Origin of the sequence: Tissierella carlieri, from assembly GCF_018917285.1 — a bacterium.
In the GTDB taxonomy this organism is placed as follows: domain Bacteria; phylum Bacillota; class Clostridia; order Tissierellales; family Tissierellaceae; genus Tissierella; species Tissierella carlieri.
Genome location: NZ_JAHLOH010000023.1, coordinates 105,679 through 125,082, shown reverse-complemented (window position 1 = coordinate 125,082; position 19,404 = coordinate 105,679). Strand labels below are relative to the sequence as shown.

The window sequence follows — 19,404 nt, the reverse complement described above, 5'->3', positions numbered from 1 at the left end:
CTAGAGAGAGAATAGATTAATCTATTCTCTCTCTCTAGTTCTATCGTTCAGTAAAAATTTAATTGAATAAATACCTGCTAAGCCAACCAATCCATATACTATTCTGCTTAATACAGAATTAGAACCACCAAATAGGCTAGCAACTAAATCAATATTAAATAATGCTATAAATCCCCAATTAAATGCGCCGATAATTACAAGTATTAATGCTAATTTATCCATACTATTCCTCCTAAATTTTTATATATTTAATATGTCCAAATTGACTATTTTTATACAATTAATATCTTAATTTTAGTAACCACTTATATCTCAATTTCATAAAATACATTGAGGAATAAATATAAGGAGGTTATTATAATGACTGAAGATTTGGGCGTAAGGAGAGAATGTGGAAGAGGTATATTTGAAAATTTTGGTTGTATGGATGACTCATTATTATTTTTCTTTCTAATATTAGTTATTATATTCTGCACTTCAGACTGCTTTAATGAAAGAGAAAATGATTCATTATTATTCTTCTTCCTTCTTTTAGTAATACTATTTTGTGGAGAAGGATGCTTTTAAATATACCTATAGATAAAATCCCGTTATATACGGGATTTTTTTCTTTTATAGAGAAAATGATTTTGGGTAAAATATTAAAAATAATTAATATAATTAATTCAAAAAAATAATATATAGTATGGCACATTTAAATATATATGCTATAATATATAATATAAAAGCAAATAGGAGGATATGCTAATGACTGAATATAAATACATTAAATGGTTTAATGAAATTAATAAAAATGATATTCCTGTTGTAGGAGGTAAAGGTGCAAACCTAGGAGAATTGACTCAAAAAGGGTTAGATGTACCACCAGGATTTTGTATAACAGCAGGAGCTTATACTCATTTTATTAACTATGCTGAGCTCGATGAAGTAATAAAAGAATTAATCAGAGGATTAGATGAAGAAAATTCCGATATGCTTCAAAATGTGAGTCGTGCTATTCAAGATAGAATAAATTGTGGAAAAATACCAGAAGATTTAAGAATAGAAATAATAGGCGCTTATAAAGAATTTAGTGAGAAAATCAATTTAACTACTCCAGAAGTAGCTGTAAGATCTTCAGCTACTGCAGAAGATTTACCAGAAGCATCTTTTGCTGGACAACAAGATACTTATTTACACATAAGTGGAGATGAAGAACTAATTAAGTATGTTAGAAAATGCTGGGCATCTCTTTGGACGGCTAGAGCTATATATTACAGAGTAAAACAAGATTTTGAGCATTTTGATGTATCTTTATCAGTTGTAATTCAAAAAATGGTCAACAGTGAAAAATCAGGAGTTATGTTTACTGCCAATCCTGTAAATAGTGACACTAATGAAATAATGATAAATGCAAGCTGGGGGTTAGGTGAAGCAGTAGTATCTGGAACAGTAACACCAGATGAGTATTTAGTGAATAAGAAATCAAAAGAAATCCAAGAGAAGCACATTGCAGAAAAAAATATTATGGTAGTAAAGAGGAAAGATGGAGTAGGTACAGAGGAAATCAAAATTGCAGACTATTTAGGGCAAGATAAAGTAAATGATCAATGTCTATCAGATGAAGAAATAATGACTTTAGTAAATTATGGGATTAAGATAGAGGAAATGTATGGAGCTCATCAGGATATAGAATGGGGATTTGATAGAGATACTAAAAAACTATATATATTACAATCAAGACCAATAACTACTTTAAAAGGAGATGTTAGTGTGAGCGAAGTAAAAGAACAAAAAGAATTAAAAATGCTTGTGAGGGGCTTACCTGCATCCCCTGGAATTGGCAGAGGAAATGTTAGAAATATTAAAGATATATCTGAAATTGGAAGAGTAGAAGATGGTGATATTTTAGTTACCGTAATGACAAATCCTGATATGGTTCCAGCTATGAGAAAGGCTGCAGCAGTAGTTACAGATGATGGAGGTAGAACTTGCCATGCTGCTATAGTATCTAGAGAACTGGGTATACCTTGTATAGTAGGAGCAAAAAATGCTAGTGAAATTTTACCAGAAGGATTGGAAGTAACTGTTGATGCAAGTAGAGGAGTAGTTTATGAAGGTACTGTATTAGAAGAGAAGGAAGAAAAGAAAATCGAGGGAGGAGCTGTAGGAATAAGTGAAGAGATATTAGCAGGGTTAGCTCCAATAACAGCTACAAAGATATATATGAATCTTGGAGAACCCTCATTAATAGGAAGGTACAAAAACTTACCTTTAGATGGTATTGGTCTAATGAGAACAGAGTTCATATTTACAAATATGATTGGTGCACATCCAATGTATTTAGTAAAAACGGGTCAGGGACAATTATTAATAGATAAGATGGCTGAAGGAATTCAAATGGTTGCTGGGGAAGTTTATCCAAGACCAGTAGTTGTTAGAATGTCTGACTTTAGAACTAATGAATTTAGAGGATTAAAAGGTGGAGATGAAGTCGAACCAATAGAGGCAAATCCAATGATCGGTTGGAGAGGAGTATCCAGATACATTTCTTCAGAATATGAAGAAGGATTCAGATTAGAGTGCAGGGCGTTGAAAAAGGTTAGAGAAGAATTTGGATTGACAAATGTATATGCAATGTTACCTTTTGTAAGAACTACATGGGAATTAAAGAAGGTAAAAGAAATAATGGCGGAAGAAGGATTAGTTCAAGATAAGAACTTTAAGATTTGGATAATGGCAGAAGTACCATCAGTAGTCTTTGAAGCTGAAGAATTCGCTCAAATGGTAGATGGATTTAGCATAGGAAGCAATGATCTTACTCAACTTGTAATGGGAGCAGACAGAGATTCAGGTATATTGAATAATATGGGATATTTTGATGAAAGAAACGAAGCTGTTAAGAGAGCTATATCAATTCTTATAAAGGCAGCACATAAATATGGAAAAACAATTTCTATTTGTGGTCAAGGACCCAGTCAATATCCAGAGTTTGCACAATTCCTTGTTGAAGAAGGAATTGATAGTATGAGTGTTAATCCAGATACAGTGGCTTATACAAGAAGATTAGTTGCTTCAGTAGAACAAAAAATGATATTAAAAAAATTAAGAGAAATCTAATTTTATAAGAAGTTCATATATTATAGAGAAAATCTATAGTACAAGGCACTGGTATAGACCAGTGCCTTAATTTATATTTTTTTCTAGTTGTCAAATCTATGGAGGTATAGTATAATCTTCTTTGTCGGAAATTGTCGAACAAAGTCGAAAAATCGTATTTTTAGAATTTTTAGAATACATACAACAATGGATAATGTTGGTAAATTTATTAATGTAAAGATACTATTAATACGATTTAAGAAACAAAAAATAAGGAGTGATTCAATGTTTAAAAACAAAAAAGTCTTATCACTAGTAATCGTTACTCTTATTTTATCACTTGTTTTAACAGCTTGTGATGGGAATAAAGAAATTGCTAGAAAGAACCCAGCTGATACCTTGGTAGTTGCCCAAGGTGCAGATGCTAAGACATTAGATCCACATGCAAGTAATGATCAGCCATCATCAAGAGTTATAAAGCAAATTTATAACACTTTAATATTTGCTAATGAAGACATGGAATTAGTTCCAGCTTTAGCAGAATCATGGACAAGCATAGATGAATTAACTTGGGAATTTAAACTTGCTCAAGGTGTTAAGTTCCATAATGGAGAAGAGTTTAAAGCGTCAGATGTTAAGTTTACATTTGAAAGAATGATAAATTCACCATCTGTTGCTCATATAATTGGACCTGTTAGTGAGGTAAAGGTTATTGACGACTATACAGTTCAGATAATTACTTCTGAGCCATTTGCTCCACTTTTATCCCATCTTACTCACACTGCTTCTTCAATATTAAATGAAAAAGCTGTTACAGATGCTGGAGCTGATTATGGACAAAAACCAGTAGGAACTGGACCTTTCAAATTTGTGGACTGGCAATCAGGAGATAAGATTGCTCTTGAAAGATTTGATGAATATTTCCAAGGCCCTGCAAAGGTTAAGAATGTTGTGTTTAGAAATATTACTGAAGGAACAAACAGAACTACAGGTCTTGAAACTGGAGAAATCGATATAGCTTATGATATTGAGCCAATTGATAAGAGAATAGTTACTGATAATAGTTCATTAGAATTAATTGAAGGACCATCATTTTCAAATGAATACTTAGGATTCAATACTAAGAAGGCTCCCTTCGATGACATTAGAGTTAGACAAGCTATTAACTATGCAGTAGATGTAGATGAAATAATAGCTACAGTACTTGAAGGTGCAGGAGAACCAGCTAAATCACCTTTAACAGACTTAGTATTTGGAGCAAATAATAATATAGAAGGTTATAAATATGATCCAGAAAAAGCAAAAGAATTATTAAAAGAAGCTGGATATGAGAATGGATTCCAGACTACTATCTGGACAAATGATAAGCCTGAAAGAGTTAGAATAGCTGAAATAGTTCAAGCTAAGCTTAAAGAAGTAGGTATAGAGGCTAAGATAGAACAAGTTGAATGGGGTGCTTATCTAGATAGAACAGCGGCTGGAGAACATGATATGTATATCCTTGGATGGACTGCAGTAACTGGTGATGCAGACTATGGTCTTTATGCACTATATCATAGTTCACAACATGGAGATGCTGGAAATAGATTTTTCTATAGCAATCCAGAAGTAGATAAATTATTAGATATTGGTAAAACTGAAGTAGATCAAGAAAAGAGATTAGAAGCTTATAAAGAAGCTCAAGAATTAATTGTACAGGATGCTCCTCAATTATTCTTATTCTTCAAAAATCAAAATGCTGGTCAGCATAGAGCGATAAAAGGTTTTAAATTACATCCTGCTGGACATCACTCATTATATAATGTAACTATCGAAGGTGCAACTGTCGAAGAATAAAATGTAAATTTATGATGAAGCGGGACAATCATGTCTCGCTTCTAATTCTTTAGTGTAGTAACTAGAAACAATGATAGTGTATACCTATTAGATAAGGAGGGAGAAATGTGCATAAATATATTATTCGTAGATTATTACTTTTAATTCCAGTAATGCTAGGAGTTACGTTTTTGGTTTTTACAATTATGTACTTTACACCAGGAGATCCAGCGAAGCTTATACTCGGTGAAAGTGCACAACCTGAACAGGTGGAAGCCCTAAGAGAAGAGATGGGTTTAAATGATTCATTTATAGTTCAATATTTTAGATTTATTACAAAGGCGTTAACAGGAGATTTTGGGAGATCCTATTCAACTAAAAAACCTGTTTTTGATGAGGTATTTGCAAGATTCCCAGCTACTTTGAAGCTTACTGTAGCTGCAATGATTATCGCAGTTATAATAGGAATACCAGTAGGGATTATTTCAGCGACTAAACAATATTCAGCCCTAGATAGTATATCTATGATTGGAGCTTTAATCGGAGTTTCCATGCCCGTATTCTGGCTAGGTTTAATGCTGATACTAGTATTTTCTGTAAAACTTAGAGTTTTACCATCAAGCGGTTCTGATACTTTATTACATTTGATCTTACCTGCATTTTCATTAGGAGTTGGATCTGCTGCAATTATTACTCGTATGACTAGATCATCTATGCTTGAGGTAATTAGACAAGATTATATAAGAACTGCTAGATCAAAAGGTGTAGCAGAGAAAAAGGTAATAAATAAACATGCTCTAAAGAACGCTTTAATACCTGTAGTTACAGTAATAGGTCTACAGTTTGGAGGATTGCTAGGTGGTGCTGTACTTACTGAATCTGTATTCTCATGGCCAGGATTAGGAAGATTAATGGTTGATGCTATTAAACAAAAAGATAGCCCTACAGTTTTAGCATCCGTTGTATTTATATCTGTAACTTTTAGTGTTGTTAACCTTTTAGTTGACATGCTATATGCATTTATAGATCCAAGAATAAAATCACAATATAGATAGTTAAGTACTTAGGCAAGGAGGTAAAATAAATGGATAGTAGTGTTAAAAGTAATGGAAACGACTCTAAAGTGAATAAAAAGAAAAGAAGTCAATGGTCAGAAGTGTGGAGAAGATTAAGAAAAAATAAAATGGCTATGTTAGGCTTAACTATAATCGTTATTTTAATATTATTAGCTTTATTTGCAGATATAATTGCTGACTATGAAGAAGTAGCTATAAAAATGAACACTTCAATAAGACTTCAAGGTCCAAGTAAAGAACATATCTTGGGCACTGATGAACTAGGTAGAGATATATTTGCTAGAATGATACATGGTGCTAGAGTATCTTTAAAGGTAGGTATAATAGCAGTAGGTATTGCTATTATAATAGGAGGTACTTTAGGAGCAATTGCTGGATTTTATGGTGGAAAGCTTGATAATGTCATAATGAGAGCAATGGATATTTTCTTAGCGATTCCAAGTATATTACTTGCTATTGCTATAGTGTCTGCTCTTGGTACAAGTATGCTAAATCTAATGATTGCAGTAGGTATATCATCTATACCTAGTTATGCACGTATTGTAAGGGCTTCAGTACTTTCCATTAAGGATCAAGAATTTATTGAGGCTGCAAAAGCAATTGGGGCTAAAGATACTAGAATTATATTAAAGCATATATTACCAAACTCTATGGCACCTATAATTGTACAAGGTACTTTAGGAGTTGCTGGTGCTATATTATCAACAGCGGGTTTAAGCTTTATAGGATTAGGTATTCAAAAGCCAGCTCCTGAATGGGGTGCGATGCTTTCATCAGGCAGACAATTCATTAGAGAGGCATGGCATGTTACTACATTTCCGGGAATAGCTATTATGATTACTATACTTTCGTTAAATTTACTTGGTGATGGTTTAAGGGATGCTCTAGATCCTAGACTAAAACAATAAGGGAGGAGGAACTTAAATGAGCAAGGAATTCTTAAATATTAAAAATTTACACATTCATTATATAACAGAAGAAGGTACTGTTAAAGCTGTAAATGGTATTAATATAGATTTAAACAAAGGTGAGACTTTAGGGCTTGTTGGAGAAACAGGAGCAGGAAAAACAACAACTGCTTTAGGAATTCTAAGGTTAGTTCCCAATCCTCCTGGAAAGATTATTGACGGGGAAATATTTTTAGAAGGTGAAAATATACTAAAGCTTTCAGAGGAAGAAATGAGAATGATAAGAGGGAATAAAGTATCTATGATATTTCAGGATCCTATGACTGCTTTAAACCCTGTAATGACAGTAGGAGAACAAATAGCGGAAGTTATTGAAATACATGAGGATTTATCTACTAAAGAAGCAGACGAAAAAGCTAAGAAGATGCTTGAATTAGTTGGTATACCTGGAGCTAGAGCTAATGACTATCCACATCAATTCTCAGGTGGTATGAAGCAAAGAGTGGTTATAGCCATAGCATTAGCATGTAATCCGGGACTTTTAATAGCTGATGAACCTACTACGGCTCTTGACGTTACTATACAGGCTCAGGTTCTAGACCTTATGAATAATTTGAAAAACGAATTTAATACGGCTATGCTTTTGATTACTCATGATTTAGGTGTTGTGGCAGAAGTTTGTGACAAAGTGGCTATAATGTATGCAGGAGAAATAGTAGAGTACTCAAATATTGAAGATCTTTTTGAAAATCCAAAACATCCATATACCTTAGGATTATTTGGATCTATTCCAAGCCTTGATGAAGACGTAGATAGATTAAAACCAATTAAAGGATTAATGCCAGACCCTACTGATTTACCTTCAGGCTGCAAGTTCCATCCAAGATGTCCACATGCAACAAATGCGTGTGCAGCTAATCATCCAGAAGATATAGAAGTGTCTCCTGGTCACAAGGTAAAATGCTTAATTTATACTGGACAAGTAAAACAGAAGGGGGAAATATAAATGGAACCAATTTTACAAGTTCGAAACCTAAAAAAATACTTTAATACCCCTAAAGGACTACTTCATGCAGTAGATGGTGTTACTTTTGACATTAACAAAGGAGAGACTCTTGGAGTTGTAGGGGAATCAGGCTGTGGAAAATCAACTTTAGGTAGAGTGATACTTCATCTATTAGAATCAACAGACGGTGAATTAGTTTACGAAGGACAAAATATTACAAAGGTTACAAAATCACAGTTTAGAGAATTAAGAAAGAAAATGCAAATTATTTTCCAGGACCCATTTTCATCTCTAAATCCTAGGATGACTGTTAGTGAAATTATTAAGGAACCATTGATAATTCATAAAACCACAAGGGATAAAAAAGCAATAGATAAAAAAGTGTCTGAATTAATGGATACTGTAGGTCTAGCTGAAAGACTTGTAAATACTTATCCTCATGAACTTGATGGAGGTAGAAGGCAAAGAATTGGTATTGCTCGTGCCTTAGCGCTTAATCCGGGATTTATTGTCTGCGATGAGCCAGTATCAGCTCTTGACGTGTCTATTCAGGCGCAAGTATTAAATCTAATGCAAGATTTACAAAAAGAAATGGATTTAACTTATATGTTTATCACTCATGACTTATCTGTTGTTAAACATATTTCAAATGATATACTTGTAATGTATCTTGGTCAACTAGTTGAAAAGGCTGATTCTAAGGAATTATTTATGAATCCATTGCATCCTTATACAAAGGCGTTACTTTCAGCTATTCCAGTACCAAGCTTAAAGTATAAGAGAGAGAGAGTTTTATTAAAAGGTGAAATCACTTCTCCTATAAATCCAAAGCCAGGATGTAGATTTGCACAAAGATGTATCTATGCAAAAGACAACTGTCATGTTGACAATCCAGTAATAGAAGAAATAATGCCAGGTCATTTTGTGGCGTGTCATCATATTAGAGAAATAAATGGATTAAAATAGTTAGATATCAAAGGGAAAAGCTAAAGGCAGATTATCTGCCTTTTTTCTTTTCTAAAATATATAAGTATAGTATAATAAGAATATTATATAGTTGAGGTGGAAAATGCTTAATATAATGGTTGTTTTTTCAATTCTTGCAGGAATTGACAAGATATTAAATAATAGGTTTGGATTAGGAGAGAAATTTGATGAAGGGTTCAAAGCCTTGGGAGGACTTGCTTTAACTATTATTGGGATATATAGTATATCTCCTATTGTAGCAAAGAGTCTTACACCAATACTTTATCCATTGGCAAGAGTTATAAATACGGATCCTTCTGTATTTATAGGCAGTTTATTAGCTCCAGATTTGGGAGGATATACTACTAGTATTGGTATAGCGGCATCAAGAGCTGTTGGAGAGTTTAACGGACTTATACTTTCATCTATGCTCGGAACAATTATATCTTTTACTATACCAGTTGCTGTAGGCCTAATATCTAAAGATGACTTTTATTATTTTGCCAAGGGAGTTTTAGCTGGAATCATGACTATACCATTGGGGATGATTGTAGGCGGGCTAATGATGGGACTGAAGGCAGTAGATATTATTTTTAGCTTGATTCCGGTAGTAGTATTCTCCATAATAATAGTATTTGGGCTGTTAAAGGCCCAAAAAAGCATTATTAAAATATTTAATATTTTAGGTAAGACTATTATAATCGTCAGTACATTTGGATTGATTTTATCTATTGTAAATTTCATGTTTAGAATTGAATTGATCAAAGGTATGATTCCAATTGAAGAGGGAGCTATATTGGTGGTAAAGATAGGTATTATATTGTCAGGAGCCTATCCTATGTTCCACGTTATATCTAGAATATTACATAAGTACTTGTCTAAAATAGGAAAAAAATTTGAACTTGATGAATATTCTATACTTGGAATCTTTAGTTCCTTAGCTAATTGCATTCCAATGTTGGGAATTTATGATAAAATGAATGAAAAAGGAAAGATATTAAATGCAGCATTTGCTGTATCTGGTGCATTCACTTTTGGAGGTCAACTAGGTTATATTTCATCGGTTTCACCAGAGACAGTTAATCCATTTATAATATCTAAGTTAGCAGCAGGTATTTCTGCTATTTTAGTAGCTGTGCTATTATTAAAATTAGAAAAACCTAGGAGGGGTGAGTATGAAAATTAATGAAAGAGTAAAGAAATTAAGAGATTTAATGAAAGATAGAGGTATTAATGCCTATATCGTAAACACTGCAGATCCCCATCAATCTGAATATGTGGCTGACCACTATAAGGGAAGAGTATGGATATCAGGATTTACAGGTTCAGCTGGTACTGTAGTCATTACCCAAGAAGAAGCAATTCTTTGGACAGATGGCAGATATTTTATTCAAGCAGAAAGGCAATTAGAGGGTAGTGAATATAAATTATTTAAAATAGCAATACCTGGATTTCCGACTTATACAGAATGGCTAAAAGATAATCTAAAAGATGGAGATGTTCTTGGATTTGATGGTAAAGTATTTCCACAATCCTCAGTTGAAAACTTGGAAAAAGAATTTAAGGAAAAAGATATTAAATTTGTTGATGAATATGACTTAGTGGGTGAGATTTGGGAGGATAGACCTAAGTTACCTAATGGGAAAGCATTCATACACCAATTAAAATATACAGGTAAAACTGGTAAAGAGAAAATTGAAGAAATAAGATCTGAGATGAAAAAGCACAATGCGGACTATTTTCTTATAGCAAGTCTAGATGATATAGCTTGGACTTGCAATATAAGGGGGAAGGATGTAATAAACAATCCTGTTGTAATCTCATATGCTTTAATTTCAATGAATAAGTCTTATTTATTTGTAGATAAGGAAAAGATAAATCTTGAGGTAGAATCTTTCTTAAATGAGAATGGAGTTGAAATTGCTACATATGAAGAAGTAGTCCATTATGTAGAAGAAATAGATAAGAAATCGAGAGTATATGTAGATAAGAATAGAGTTAACAGATGGATATATAAAGCCATACCATCTGAATGTAAAATAATAGATGGTATGGATATTACCACAAAACTAAAGGGAATTAAAAATTCCATTGAGATTGAAAATCAAAGAAATGCTTATATAAAAGATGGAGTTGCATTAGTTAGGTTTTTGTATTGGCTAGATAAAAATATAGGCAAAATACCTATTACTGAAATGTCAGCACAGGAAAGATTACTAGAGTTTAGAAAAGAACAAGAAGGATTTATTGAACCAAGTTTTAATACTATTTCAGCATACAAGGCAAATGCAGCCATGATGCACTATTCTGCTAGTGAAGATTCTAATGCAGAAATTAAAAAAGAAGGTCTATATTTAGTTGACTCTGGTGGACAGTATCTGGATGGAACTACTGATATTACTAGAACAGTAGTTATGGGGCCTATAACTGCAGAGGAAAAAAGAGATTTCACTTTAACTCTAAAAGGGCATATTAATTTAGGGAATGCAAGATTCCTTTATGGTGCAACAGGACATAGTCTTGATGTATTGGCTAGATATCCATTATGGCAGGAAGGTATTGACTATAAATGTGGTACTGGTCATGGTATAGGATATTTGTTAGGAGTACATGAAGGTCCTCATAGAATAGCTATGGTAGCAAATACAGTTGTACTGGAAAAGGGTATGATTGCAAGTATAGAACCAGGTGTATATAAAGCAGGAAGTCATGGAATAAGAATAGAAAATATAGTTGTAGTACAGGAAGATATAAAAACTGATTCAGGTCAGTTTATGAAGTTTGAAATATTATCATTTGTTCCAATAGATATAGAAGCGATAGATATAAATCTATTATCTGAAGAGGAAAGAAGTTGGGTGAATGAATATCACAAAGAGGTGTTTGATAAACTTTCTCCTTATTTAAATGAAGAAGAAAAAGCTTGGTTGAGAGAGGAAACTAGAAGTATATAAGTTATGATGAATTAGAATAAGTATAACTTTCGGTGCCAGGCACCAAAGGTTATACTTATTCTATTCATGGTTTTGAATAGGTAAAATATGGGTATAGGAAGTAAAGGAATTCTGTTTTTTAAATATTAATTGGAGTTATTAATACATATTAGAATTAGGGGGAAATGAGAATGAACGTGACAAAAGTTAGTGATGATACCTATTTACTTTCAGTAAATGTGGAAAATATATTATTTGAAGGATTATGGGAAATACCAAATGGAGTTGCATTAAATTCTTATATAATTAAAGGGGAAAAAACTGCAATTATAGATGGAGTTTGTGGTTGGGATGGAGTTCCTGAATCATTATTTGTTCTTTTAGATAAGCTAAATATAGACCCTAAGTCAATAGAATATCTTATAATAAATCATATGGAGCCAGATCATTCAGGATGGATTGAAGATTTTAAGAAAATAAATCCCAATTTTAAAGTTGTTTGTAGTAAAAAGTCAGCTGAGTTATTAGATGCTTTCTATGGACATACTGAAAATGTTACTGTTGTAACAGATGATGATACTTTAGATTTGGGTAATGGCCATATTTTAAAATTTGTAGAGATCCCTAATGTACATTGGCCAGATACAATAGCAACCTTTGATACTTTAACAGGTACTTTGTTTTCCTGTGATGCTTTTGGATCATTTGGTAATGCTACAGAATCCAATTATGATGATATGTTAAAATCTGATGATATTGATTTCTATGAGAATGAGGCTGTTAGATATTATGCAAATATTGTAGCAGCATTTTCTATGCCGGTTAAAAAAGCTATTGATAAATGTTCTACTTTACCTATCAAGATTATTGCACCAGGTCATGGAATAGTATGGAGAGAGAATCCTAATAAGATTATAGAAGACTATATTAGATATGCTTCCTATCAGAAGGGACCTGCAAAAGAAGAAATAACTCTTATATGGGGATCAATGTATGGAATGACAGAAAAAGCAGTAAATTATGTTGTGAAAGTATTAGAGGAAGAAAATATAAAGTTTAATGTTCATAGAGTTCCAGAAGTCTCTTGGGGGACAGTATTAGCATCAGCATGGAATTCTACAGGAATAATACTTGCTATGCCAACCTATGAATATAAAATGTTCCCACCAATGGCTGCAGTATTAGAAGAATTAGGAAAGAAAAAAGTATTTGGAAGAAAAGCTTTTAGATTTGGTTCCTATGGTTGGTCAGGTGGAGCTCAAAAAGAACTAGATGAGATTATGAATAAATATTGTATGAAGTGGGATTTCATAGAGCCAGTCGAGTTTAAAGGAAGTCCAAGAGACGAAGATTTACAATTAATTGAAGCAAGAATTAGAGACTTAGTAAAAGAAGTGAGGAATGCAGTGAATAGTTAAAAGTAAATAGTTAATAGAATGCGATACTAAAAAATATTAGTATCGCCTTTTATATATAAATGCGATAATTTTAACAACTAAAAGCTAATTAATTTGCTATAATATAAATATAGGCTTTAATTTAAAGTTTAACATTCAAAATTCAAAATTGGCGAAAGCCTGAAGGGTGATCAAATGTTCAACATAGAAGAAGAATTAAAAAAGTTACCTGATAAACCAGGTGTTTATATAATGAAGGATAAGAATGATGAGATAATTTACGTGGGAAAAGCAATATCTCTCAAGAAAAGAGTAAGGCAGTATTTTCAATCAGGAAAAAATAATCCACCTAAAGTTAACGCTATGGTTAAGAATATCTCTGAATTTGAATATATAATAGTAGATAATGAAATAGAAGCTTTAATACTTGAAGCGAATTTGATAAAAAAACATAAACCTAAATATAATATTCTATTAAGGGATGATAAGCAGTATCCATATATTAAGGTAACTGTTAATGAAAAATATCCTAGAGTTATGAAAACTAGGCATATATCAAAAGATGGAGCTAAATATTTTGGACCTTATCCTAGTGTATATGCAGTAAATGATGCAATAGAGATTATAAGGAATTTATATCCTCTTAGAACATGTAACCGTAATCTAGATAAAGATATAGGAAAAACAAGGCCTTGTTTAAATTTTTATATAGGAAGATGTTTAGGACCTTGCCAAGGTAACGTGGATGAAAAAAAATATATGGATATGGTAAATGAAGTACTTTTATTTTTAAATGGGAAAGAGGATAAGCTAGTAGATATAATAGAAAACAAAATGAAGGAAGCCGCTAAAGGTCTAGACTTTGAGGGAGCAGCAAAATATAGAGATCAAATAAATTCTTTAAACTTACTTCATGAAAAACAAAAGATTGTGTCAACAACAAATGTGGTAGACCAAGATGTAATTGGAATGGCTAGAGGTATTGAAGAAGTATGTATTCAAATCTTTTTTATTAGAGACGGGAAAATAGTAGGTAGAGAACATTTTATATTAGAAGATACTTTTGAAGAAGATAGAAAGGAAATACTAAGCTCATTTATTAAACAGTTCTATATAGGGGCAGCCTATGTACCAAAAGAGATAATAATTGAAGAGGATATTGTTGATATAGAGATTATAAGTAAATGGCTAAGTGAAAAGAAAGGTGCTAAGGTAAATATATTAATACCAAAACGTGGAGACAAAGTAGACTTGATGGAGATGGTGAGAAAAAATGCCTTAGACATGTTAAATCAATATGGCGATAGGTTTTTAAAGAAGGCTAGGGAAAATCAAAAAGCCTTAGAAGAGTTACAAAATATTATTGGCATTTCTAGTGAATTAAATAGAATTGAAGCCTTTGATATATCAAATATTAGTGGAGTAGAATCAGTAGGTTCAATGGTAGTATTTGAAAAAGGAGAGCCTAAGAAGTCAGATTATAGAAGATTTAGAATCAGAACCATAACTGGATCAGATGATTATGGCAGTATGGAAGAGATATTGTTGAGAAGATTTACTAGGGGCATTGAAGAGAGAAAGTTGATGACAGAGAATAAAATAGAGGTAAAAGGATTTTCAATTTTCCCAGATTTAATAATGATGGATGGTGGTAAGGGTCAAGTCAATGTGGCAATTCGAGTATTAAAAGATTTAAATATAAATATTCCTGTGTGTGGTCTTGTAAAAGATGATTTTCACAAAACTAGAGGCATAATATATAATAATAAAGAGATTCGATTAGAAGAAGATTCTCTAGGGTTTAGATTAATATATAAAATTCAAGAGGAGGCCCATCGCTTTGCTATATCTTATCATAGATCACTTAGAACTAAAAAAATGTTTAAGTCTGAATTAGATGATATAAAAGGTATAGGAGAAAAAAGAAAGGTCGAACTTTTAAAGCATTTTGAAAGTATTGATAAAATAAAAAAAGCATCTCTGGAAGAATTAGTAGAAGTAAAGGGTATGAATAGAGCAGTAGCAGAAGAATTATATAATCATTTTAATAAAGAAAAGGAGGAAAAAAGATGAAACAATTATTTTTATCTGATACTGATAAAAAAATATGTGGAGTATGTGGCGGAATTGCAGAATATTTTGATATTGACTCTACTTTAGTAAGACTTGCTTGGGTATTATTATCTCTTTTTACTGTAGCTTTTCCGGGAATAATAGCATATATTATAGCTTGCATGATTATTCCAAAAAGAAGCTTTTAATATTGAAGATGTATTAGATGAAACAAAGCAGATAACAGAATAATGCAAATAATCTGTTATTAAAATTGGGCCTTTCAGAGATTGACTTTCGCTCCAATATTTCATATACTTGAATAGGAACACACTGTCATAAATTACTAATGTTTTAATTGACAGAATGTTAAAATATCTACAAACTATAATAGTTTTTATAATAAAAAGGAGGTTTATATATGGCAAAAATAATGAAGACCATGGATGGAAATACTGCTGCCTCTCATGTTGCTTATGCTTTTACTGATGTAGCTGCGATCTATCCAATTACACCATCTTCAACAATGGCAGAATTAGTAGATGAATGGTCTGCCAATGACAGAAAAAATATATTTGGACAAGAAGTATTAGTTACAGAAATGCAATCTGAGGCGGGAGCAGCAGGGGCAGTACACGGTTCCCTATCAGCAGGAGCATTAACTACTACTTTTACGGCTTCACAAGGTTTATTACTTATGATTCCAAATATGTATAAAATGGCAGGAGAACTGTTACCGGCAGTATTCCACGTTACAGCAAGAGCTATAGCTGGACATGCCCTTAGTATATTTGGAGATCACCAAGACGTTATGGCAGCTAGACAAACAGGATTTGCTTTACTTGCTTCAGGATCTGTTCAAGAAACAATGGATTTAGCAGGTGTTGCACATCTTTCTGCTATAAAAGGAAGAGTTCCTTTCTTACATTTCTTCGATGGATTTAGAACATCTCATGAAATACAAAAAATTGAAGTAATGGATTATGCAGATTTAGAGAAATTAGTTGATTATGATGCCCTTAATGAGTTTAGACAAAGAGCATTGAATCCAGAAAGACCATATACAAAAGGAACGGCACAAAATCCAGATATTTATTTCCAAGCTGCAGAAGCTGCTAATCCATACTATGAAAAGATAGTAGATGTAGTAGTAGAATATATGAATGAAATAAACAAAATTACAGGTAGAGATTATAAACCTTTCAATTACTATGGACATCCAGAAGCTGAAAGAGTAATAGTTGCTATGGGTTCAGTTACCGAAACTATAGAAGAAACTATTGATTACTTAATAGCAAAAGGGGAAAAAGTAGGAGTTATAAAAGTTCACCTATACAGACCTTTTGCACCAAAATACTTCTTCGATGTGTTACCAAAAACTGTAAAGAAAGTAGCAGTATTAGACAGAACTAAAGAAAAAGGCGCTGTTGCTGAACCACTACATTTAGACGTTAAAAATATATTCTATGATTCAGATATAAGACCGGTTATAGTTGGTGGAAGATATGGGCTTGGTTCAAAAGATACTACTCCATCACAAATATTAGCTGTATATGAAAATTTAAAAGCTGATCAACCAAAAGATAGATTTACTATTGGTATAGTAGATGATGTAACTAACCTATCATTAGATATTAATGAAGTTATAAAGACTGAGCCAGAAGGAACAATTAAATGTAAATTCTGGGGCTTTGGTTCTGATGGAACAGTTGGAGCTAATAAATCTGCTATAAAAATCATTGGTGACGATACTGATATGTATGCTCAAGGATATTTTGCATATGATAGTAAAAAATCAGGTGGAGTTACTATTTCTCATTTAAGATTCGGACATAAACCAATTAAATCAACTTATTTAATTACTGATGCAGATTTTGTTTCTTGTTCGAAACAATCCTATGTATATCAATATGATTTACTTAGAGGATTAAAAGATGGAGGAACTTTCCTTCTAAACTGTACTTGGAGTCCAGAGGAATTAGACAAACATCTTCCATCATCAATGAAGAAATATATTGCAGAACATAATATCAACTTCTATACAATAGATGCTACTAAGATGGCAGTGGAAATAGGATTAGGCGGAAGAATCAATATGATAATGCAATCAGCATTCTTCAAGCTATCAGAGGTATTACCATTAGATGAAGCAGTTGCTCACCTAAAAAAATCTATAGTTGATGAATATGGCAATAAAGGTGAAGAAATCGTTAGAATGAATTATGAAGCAGTAGATAAAGGTATCGATGCTTTAGTTAAGATAGATGTTCCAGCATCATGGAAAGATGCAGAAGCTGGAATGGTAGAAGGTAAAGATGTACCAGAGTTTATTGAAAAGGTATTGATACCAATGAACAGGCAAGAAGGGGACGATCTACCTGTAAGTACTTTTGTTGGTAGAGAAGACGGATCCTTCCCACATGGAACATCTGCTTATGAAAAACGTGGTATTGCAGTAGATGTACCAAAATGGATACCAGAAAATTGTATCCAATGTAACCAATGTTCATTTGTTTGTCCACATGCAGTTATTAGACCATTCTTGTTAGATGGAGAAGAAGAGAAAAATGCTCCAGAAACCTTTACGACACTAAAGGCTACAGGAAAAGGCTTAGAAGACCTAAGATTTAAGATTCAAATCAGTCCACTAGACTGTACAGGATGTGGAAATTGTGCTGATGTATGTCCAGCTAAACAAAAAGCTTTAGTTATGACTCCATTTGAAGAAGAATATGAAGTTGAAACTAAAAATTGGGAATATGCTATGACAATTAAGGCTAAAACAGATGTAATGGACGAATATAGTATTAAGGGATCACAATTCCAAGAGCCACATCTTCAATTCTCAGGAGCATGTGCTGGATGTGGAGAAACTCCATATGTAAAACTAATCACTCAATTGTTTGGAGATAGAATGATGATTGCCAATGCTACAGGTTGTTCATCAATCTGGGGTGGATCTGCACCATCTATGCCATATTGTAAAGGTCAAGACGGCAGAGGACCATCATGGGCAAATTCATTATTTGAAGATAATGCTGAGTATGGCTATGGTATGGCAGTAGCTGTTAAACAAATGAGAGATAAGATTGAAAGATTAATGAAAGAATTTATTGAATTAAATATAGATGAAGAATTAAATGGATACTTTAATGCTTGGATAGAAGGTATGAAGGATGCTAAGGCTTCAAAAGCAGCTACAGGAATGATTTTACCAAGATTAAACAAAGATGTAGCGAGTGCAAGAGGAAAAGAAATTCTTGCTGAAATTGAAGAACTTAAAGACTATCTAATTAAGAGATCCATGTGGATATTTGGTGGAGACGGTTGGGCTTATGACATTGGATTTGGTGGACTAGACCATGTTCTAGCATCAGGAGAAGATGTAAACATATTAGTTATGGATACTGAAGTATATTCAAATACAGGTGGTCAATCATCTAAAGCGACACCAACTGCAGCAGTTGCTAAGTTTGCAGCTTCTGGTAAAAAAGTAACTAAGAAAAACTTAGGGCTTATGATGACTTCCTATGGATATGTTTACGTAGCTCAAGTAGCTATGGGTGCTAATATGAATCAACTTATTAAAGCACTTAAAGAAGCAGAATCCTATGATGGACCATCTATAGTTATAGCTTATGCACCATGTATTAACCACGGTATTAGAGTTGGAATGGGTAAGACAATCAAGCAAGAAAAGAAAGCTGTAGATACAGGATACTGGCATCTATTTAGATTCGACCCAAGACTTAAGGAAGAAGGAAAGAATCCATTTGTTCTTGACTCCAAAGAGCCAACAGAACCATTTATGGACTTCATCAACTCTGAGGTTAGATATACTTCATTAAGAAGAACATTCCCAGAGATAGCAGATGAATTATTCCAAGCAGCTGAGGCTGATGCTAAGGCAAGATATGATCAATATAAGAAAATGGCTGAGTAATAATATATAAAATAAAAAGGTTATCGTGACGACGATAACCTTTTTATTTTATATATTATATTAAGATATGTCGAAACATGTCGAAAAACCAGTAAAATCAATAAGTTGACTATGGCATTTAGTAAGGATATAATGGCTTTAATATACAATAGAACAATATAGGAATTCATATTTCAAAAGAAGAATTTCAATAGGTATTTGGATGGACTAAAAATTTAAATAAAGAGATA

At 32.7% G+C, this 19,404-nt stretch carries 14 protein-coding genes; 13 read left to right on the top strand and 1 reads right to left on the bottom strand.

The window, feature by feature from the left end; translation table 11 throughout:
* Nucleotides 1-21: 21 nt before the first annotated feature.
* Nucleotides 22-222 (bottom strand): DUF378 domain-containing protein, encoded by a 201-nt coding sequence (locus KQI38_RS06515; protein WP_216557143.1) that lies wholly within the window; start codon nt 220-222, stop codon nt 22-24.
* Nucleotides 223-360: 138 nt separating this feature from the next.
* On the opposite strand from KQI38_RS06515, the gene KQI38_RS06510 reads away from it, so the two are divergent.
* The 13 genes from KQI38_RS06510 (at nt 361) to nifJ (ending at nt 19,174) form a co-directional block, all read left to right on the top strand.
* Entirely contained in the window at nt 361-567 is a 207-nt protein-coding gene (locus KQI38_RS06510) for a hypothetical protein (protein WP_094900892.1), read from the top strand.
* 180 nt (nt 568-747) lie between these two features.
* Nucleotides 748-3,099 carry a phosphoenolpyruvate synthase gene (gene ppsA / locus KQI38_RS06505; protein WP_216557139.1) on the top strand — a complete coding sequence of 784 codons (2,352 nt, stop codon included), beginning with the start codon at nt 748-750 and terminating at the stop codon, nt 3,097-3,099.
* A gap of 264 nt (nt 3,100-3,363) precedes the next feature.
* Complete coding sequence (locus KQI38_RS06500; RefSeq protein WP_216557136.1) at nt 3,364-4,914, top strand: glutathione ABC transporter substrate-binding protein; 1,551 nt, start codon at nt 3,364-3,366, stop codon at nt 4,912-4,914.
* Nucleotides 4,915-5,021: 107 nt separating this feature from the next.
* Nucleotides 5,022-5,948: a nickel ABC transporter permease gene (gene nikB, locus KQI38_RS06495; RefSeq protein WP_216557132.1), complete on the top strand. Its 927-nt coding sequence runs from the start codon at nt 5,022-5,024 to the stop codon at nt 5,946-5,948.
* Nucleotides 5,949-5,977: 29 nt separating this feature from the next.
* Nucleotides 5,978-6,877 carry an ABC transporter permease gene (locus KQI38_RS06490; RefSeq protein ID WP_094900900.1) on the top strand — a complete coding sequence of 300 codons (900 nt, stop codon included), beginning with the start codon at nt 5,978-5,980 and terminating at the stop codon, nt 6,875-6,877.
* 16 nt (nt 6,878-6,893) lie between these two features.
* Nucleotides 6,894-7,883: an ABC transporter ATP-binding protein gene (locus KQI38_RS06485; protein ID WP_216557130.1), complete on the top strand. Its 990-nt coding sequence runs from the start codon at nt 6,894-6,896 to the stop codon at nt 7,881-7,883.
* On the top strand, nt 7,884-8,849 hold the full coding sequence (locus tag KQI38_RS06480; protein ID WP_216557127.1) for an ABC transporter ATP-binding protein: 966 nt from the start codon (nt 7,884-7,886) through the stop codon (nt 8,847-8,849).
* A 103-nt stretch (nt 8,850-8,952) separates the two neighbouring features.
* Nucleotides 8,953-10,035 (top strand): ethanolamine utilization protein EutH, encoded by a 1,083-nt coding sequence (eutH, locus tag KQI38_RS06475; protein WP_246565649.1) that lies wholly within the window; start codon nt 8,953-8,955, stop codon nt 10,033-10,035.
* On the top strand, nt 10,025-11,803 hold the full coding sequence (locus KQI38_RS06470; RefSeq protein WP_216557122.1) for an aminopeptidase P family protein: 1,779 nt from the start codon (nt 10,025-10,027) through the stop codon (nt 11,801-11,803). The genes eutH and KQI38_RS06470 overlap by 11 nt, the downstream gene beginning before the upstream one ends.
* 170 nt (nt 11,804-11,973) lie before the next feature.
* On the top strand, nt 11,974-13,200 hold the full coding sequence (locus KQI38_RS06465) for an FprA family A-type flavoprotein (RefSeq protein ID WP_216557119.1): 1,227 nt from the start codon (nt 11,974-11,976) through the stop codon (nt 13,198-13,200).
* A 174-nt stretch (nt 13,201-13,374) separates the two neighbouring features.
* Nucleotides 13,375-15,252: an excinuclease ABC subunit UvrC gene (gene uvrC, locus KQI38_RS06460; RefSeq protein WP_216557116.1), complete on the top strand. Its 1,878-nt coding sequence runs from the start codon at nt 13,375-13,377 to the stop codon at nt 15,250-15,252.
* Nucleotides 15,249-15,440, top strand: a complete 192-nt coding sequence (locus KQI38_RS06455; RefSeq protein ID WP_094900912.1) for a PspC domain-containing protein — start codon at nt 15,249-15,251, stop codon at nt 15,438-15,440. The genes uvrC and KQI38_RS06455 overlap by 4 nt, the downstream gene beginning before the upstream one ends.
* 212 nt (nt 15,441-15,652) lie before the next feature.
* Nucleotides 15,653-19,174 carry a pyruvate:ferredoxin (flavodoxin) oxidoreductase gene (gene nifJ / locus KQI38_RS06450; protein WP_216557113.1) on the top strand — a complete coding sequence of 1,174 codons (3,522 nt, stop codon included), beginning with the start codon at nt 15,653-15,655 and terminating at the stop codon, nt 19,172-19,174.
* Nucleotides 19,175-19,404: the final 230 nt, after the last annotated feature.

What these genes read in the sequence shown, in the direction of transcription:
- ppsA (WP_216557139.1), top strand. Translation starts at nt 748, where the DNA reads ATGACTGAATATAAATACATTAAATGGTTTAATGAAATTAATAAAAAT.
- KQI38_RS06500 (WP_216557136.1), top strand. Translation starts at nt 3,364, where the DNA reads ATGTTTAAAAACAAAAAAGTCTTATCACTAGTAATCGTTACTCTTATT.
- nifJ (WP_216557113.1), top strand. Translation starts at nt 15,653, where the DNA reads ATGGCAAAAATAATGAAGACCATGGATGGAAATACTGCTGCCTCTCAT.
- uvrC (WP_216557116.1), top strand. Translation starts at nt 13,375, where the DNA reads ATGTTCAACATAGAAGAAGAATTAAAAAAGTTACCTGATAAACCAGGT.
- eutH (WP_246565649.1), top strand. Translation starts at nt 8,953, where the DNA reads ATGCTTAATATAATGGTTGTTTTTTCAATTCTTGCAGGAATTGACAAG.
- KQI38_RS06455 (WP_094900912.1), top strand. Translation starts at nt 15,249, where the DNA reads ATGAAACAATTATTTTTATCTGATACTGATAAAAAAATATGTGGAGTA.
- KQI38_RS06470 (WP_216557122.1), top strand. Translation starts at nt 10,025, where the DNA reads ATGAAAATTAATGAAAGAGTAAAGAAATTAAGAGATTTAATGAAAGAT.
- KQI38_RS06465 (WP_216557119.1), top strand. Translation starts at nt 11,974, where the DNA reads ATGAACGTGACAAAAGTTAGTGATGATACCTATTTACTTTCAGTAAAT.
- KQI38_RS06490 (WP_094900900.1), top strand. Translation starts at nt 5,978, where the DNA reads ATGGATAGTAGTGTTAAAAGTAATGGAAACGACTCTAAAGTGAATAAA.
- KQI38_RS06485 (WP_216557130.1), top strand. Translation starts at nt 6,894, where the DNA reads ATGAGCAAGGAATTCTTAAATATTAAAAATTTACACATTCATTATATA.
- KQI38_RS06515 (WP_216557143.1), bottom strand. Translation starts at nt 222, where the DNA reads ATGGATAAATTAGCATTAATACTTGTAATTATCGGCGCATTTAATTGG.
- KQI38_RS06510 (WP_094900892.1), top strand. Translation starts at nt 361, where the DNA reads ATGACTGAAGATTTGGGCGTAAGGAGAGAATGTGGAAGAGGTATATTT.
- KQI38_RS06480 (WP_216557127.1), top strand. Translation starts at nt 7,884, where the DNA reads ATGGAACCAATTTTACAAGTTCGAAACCTAAAAAAATACTTTAATACC.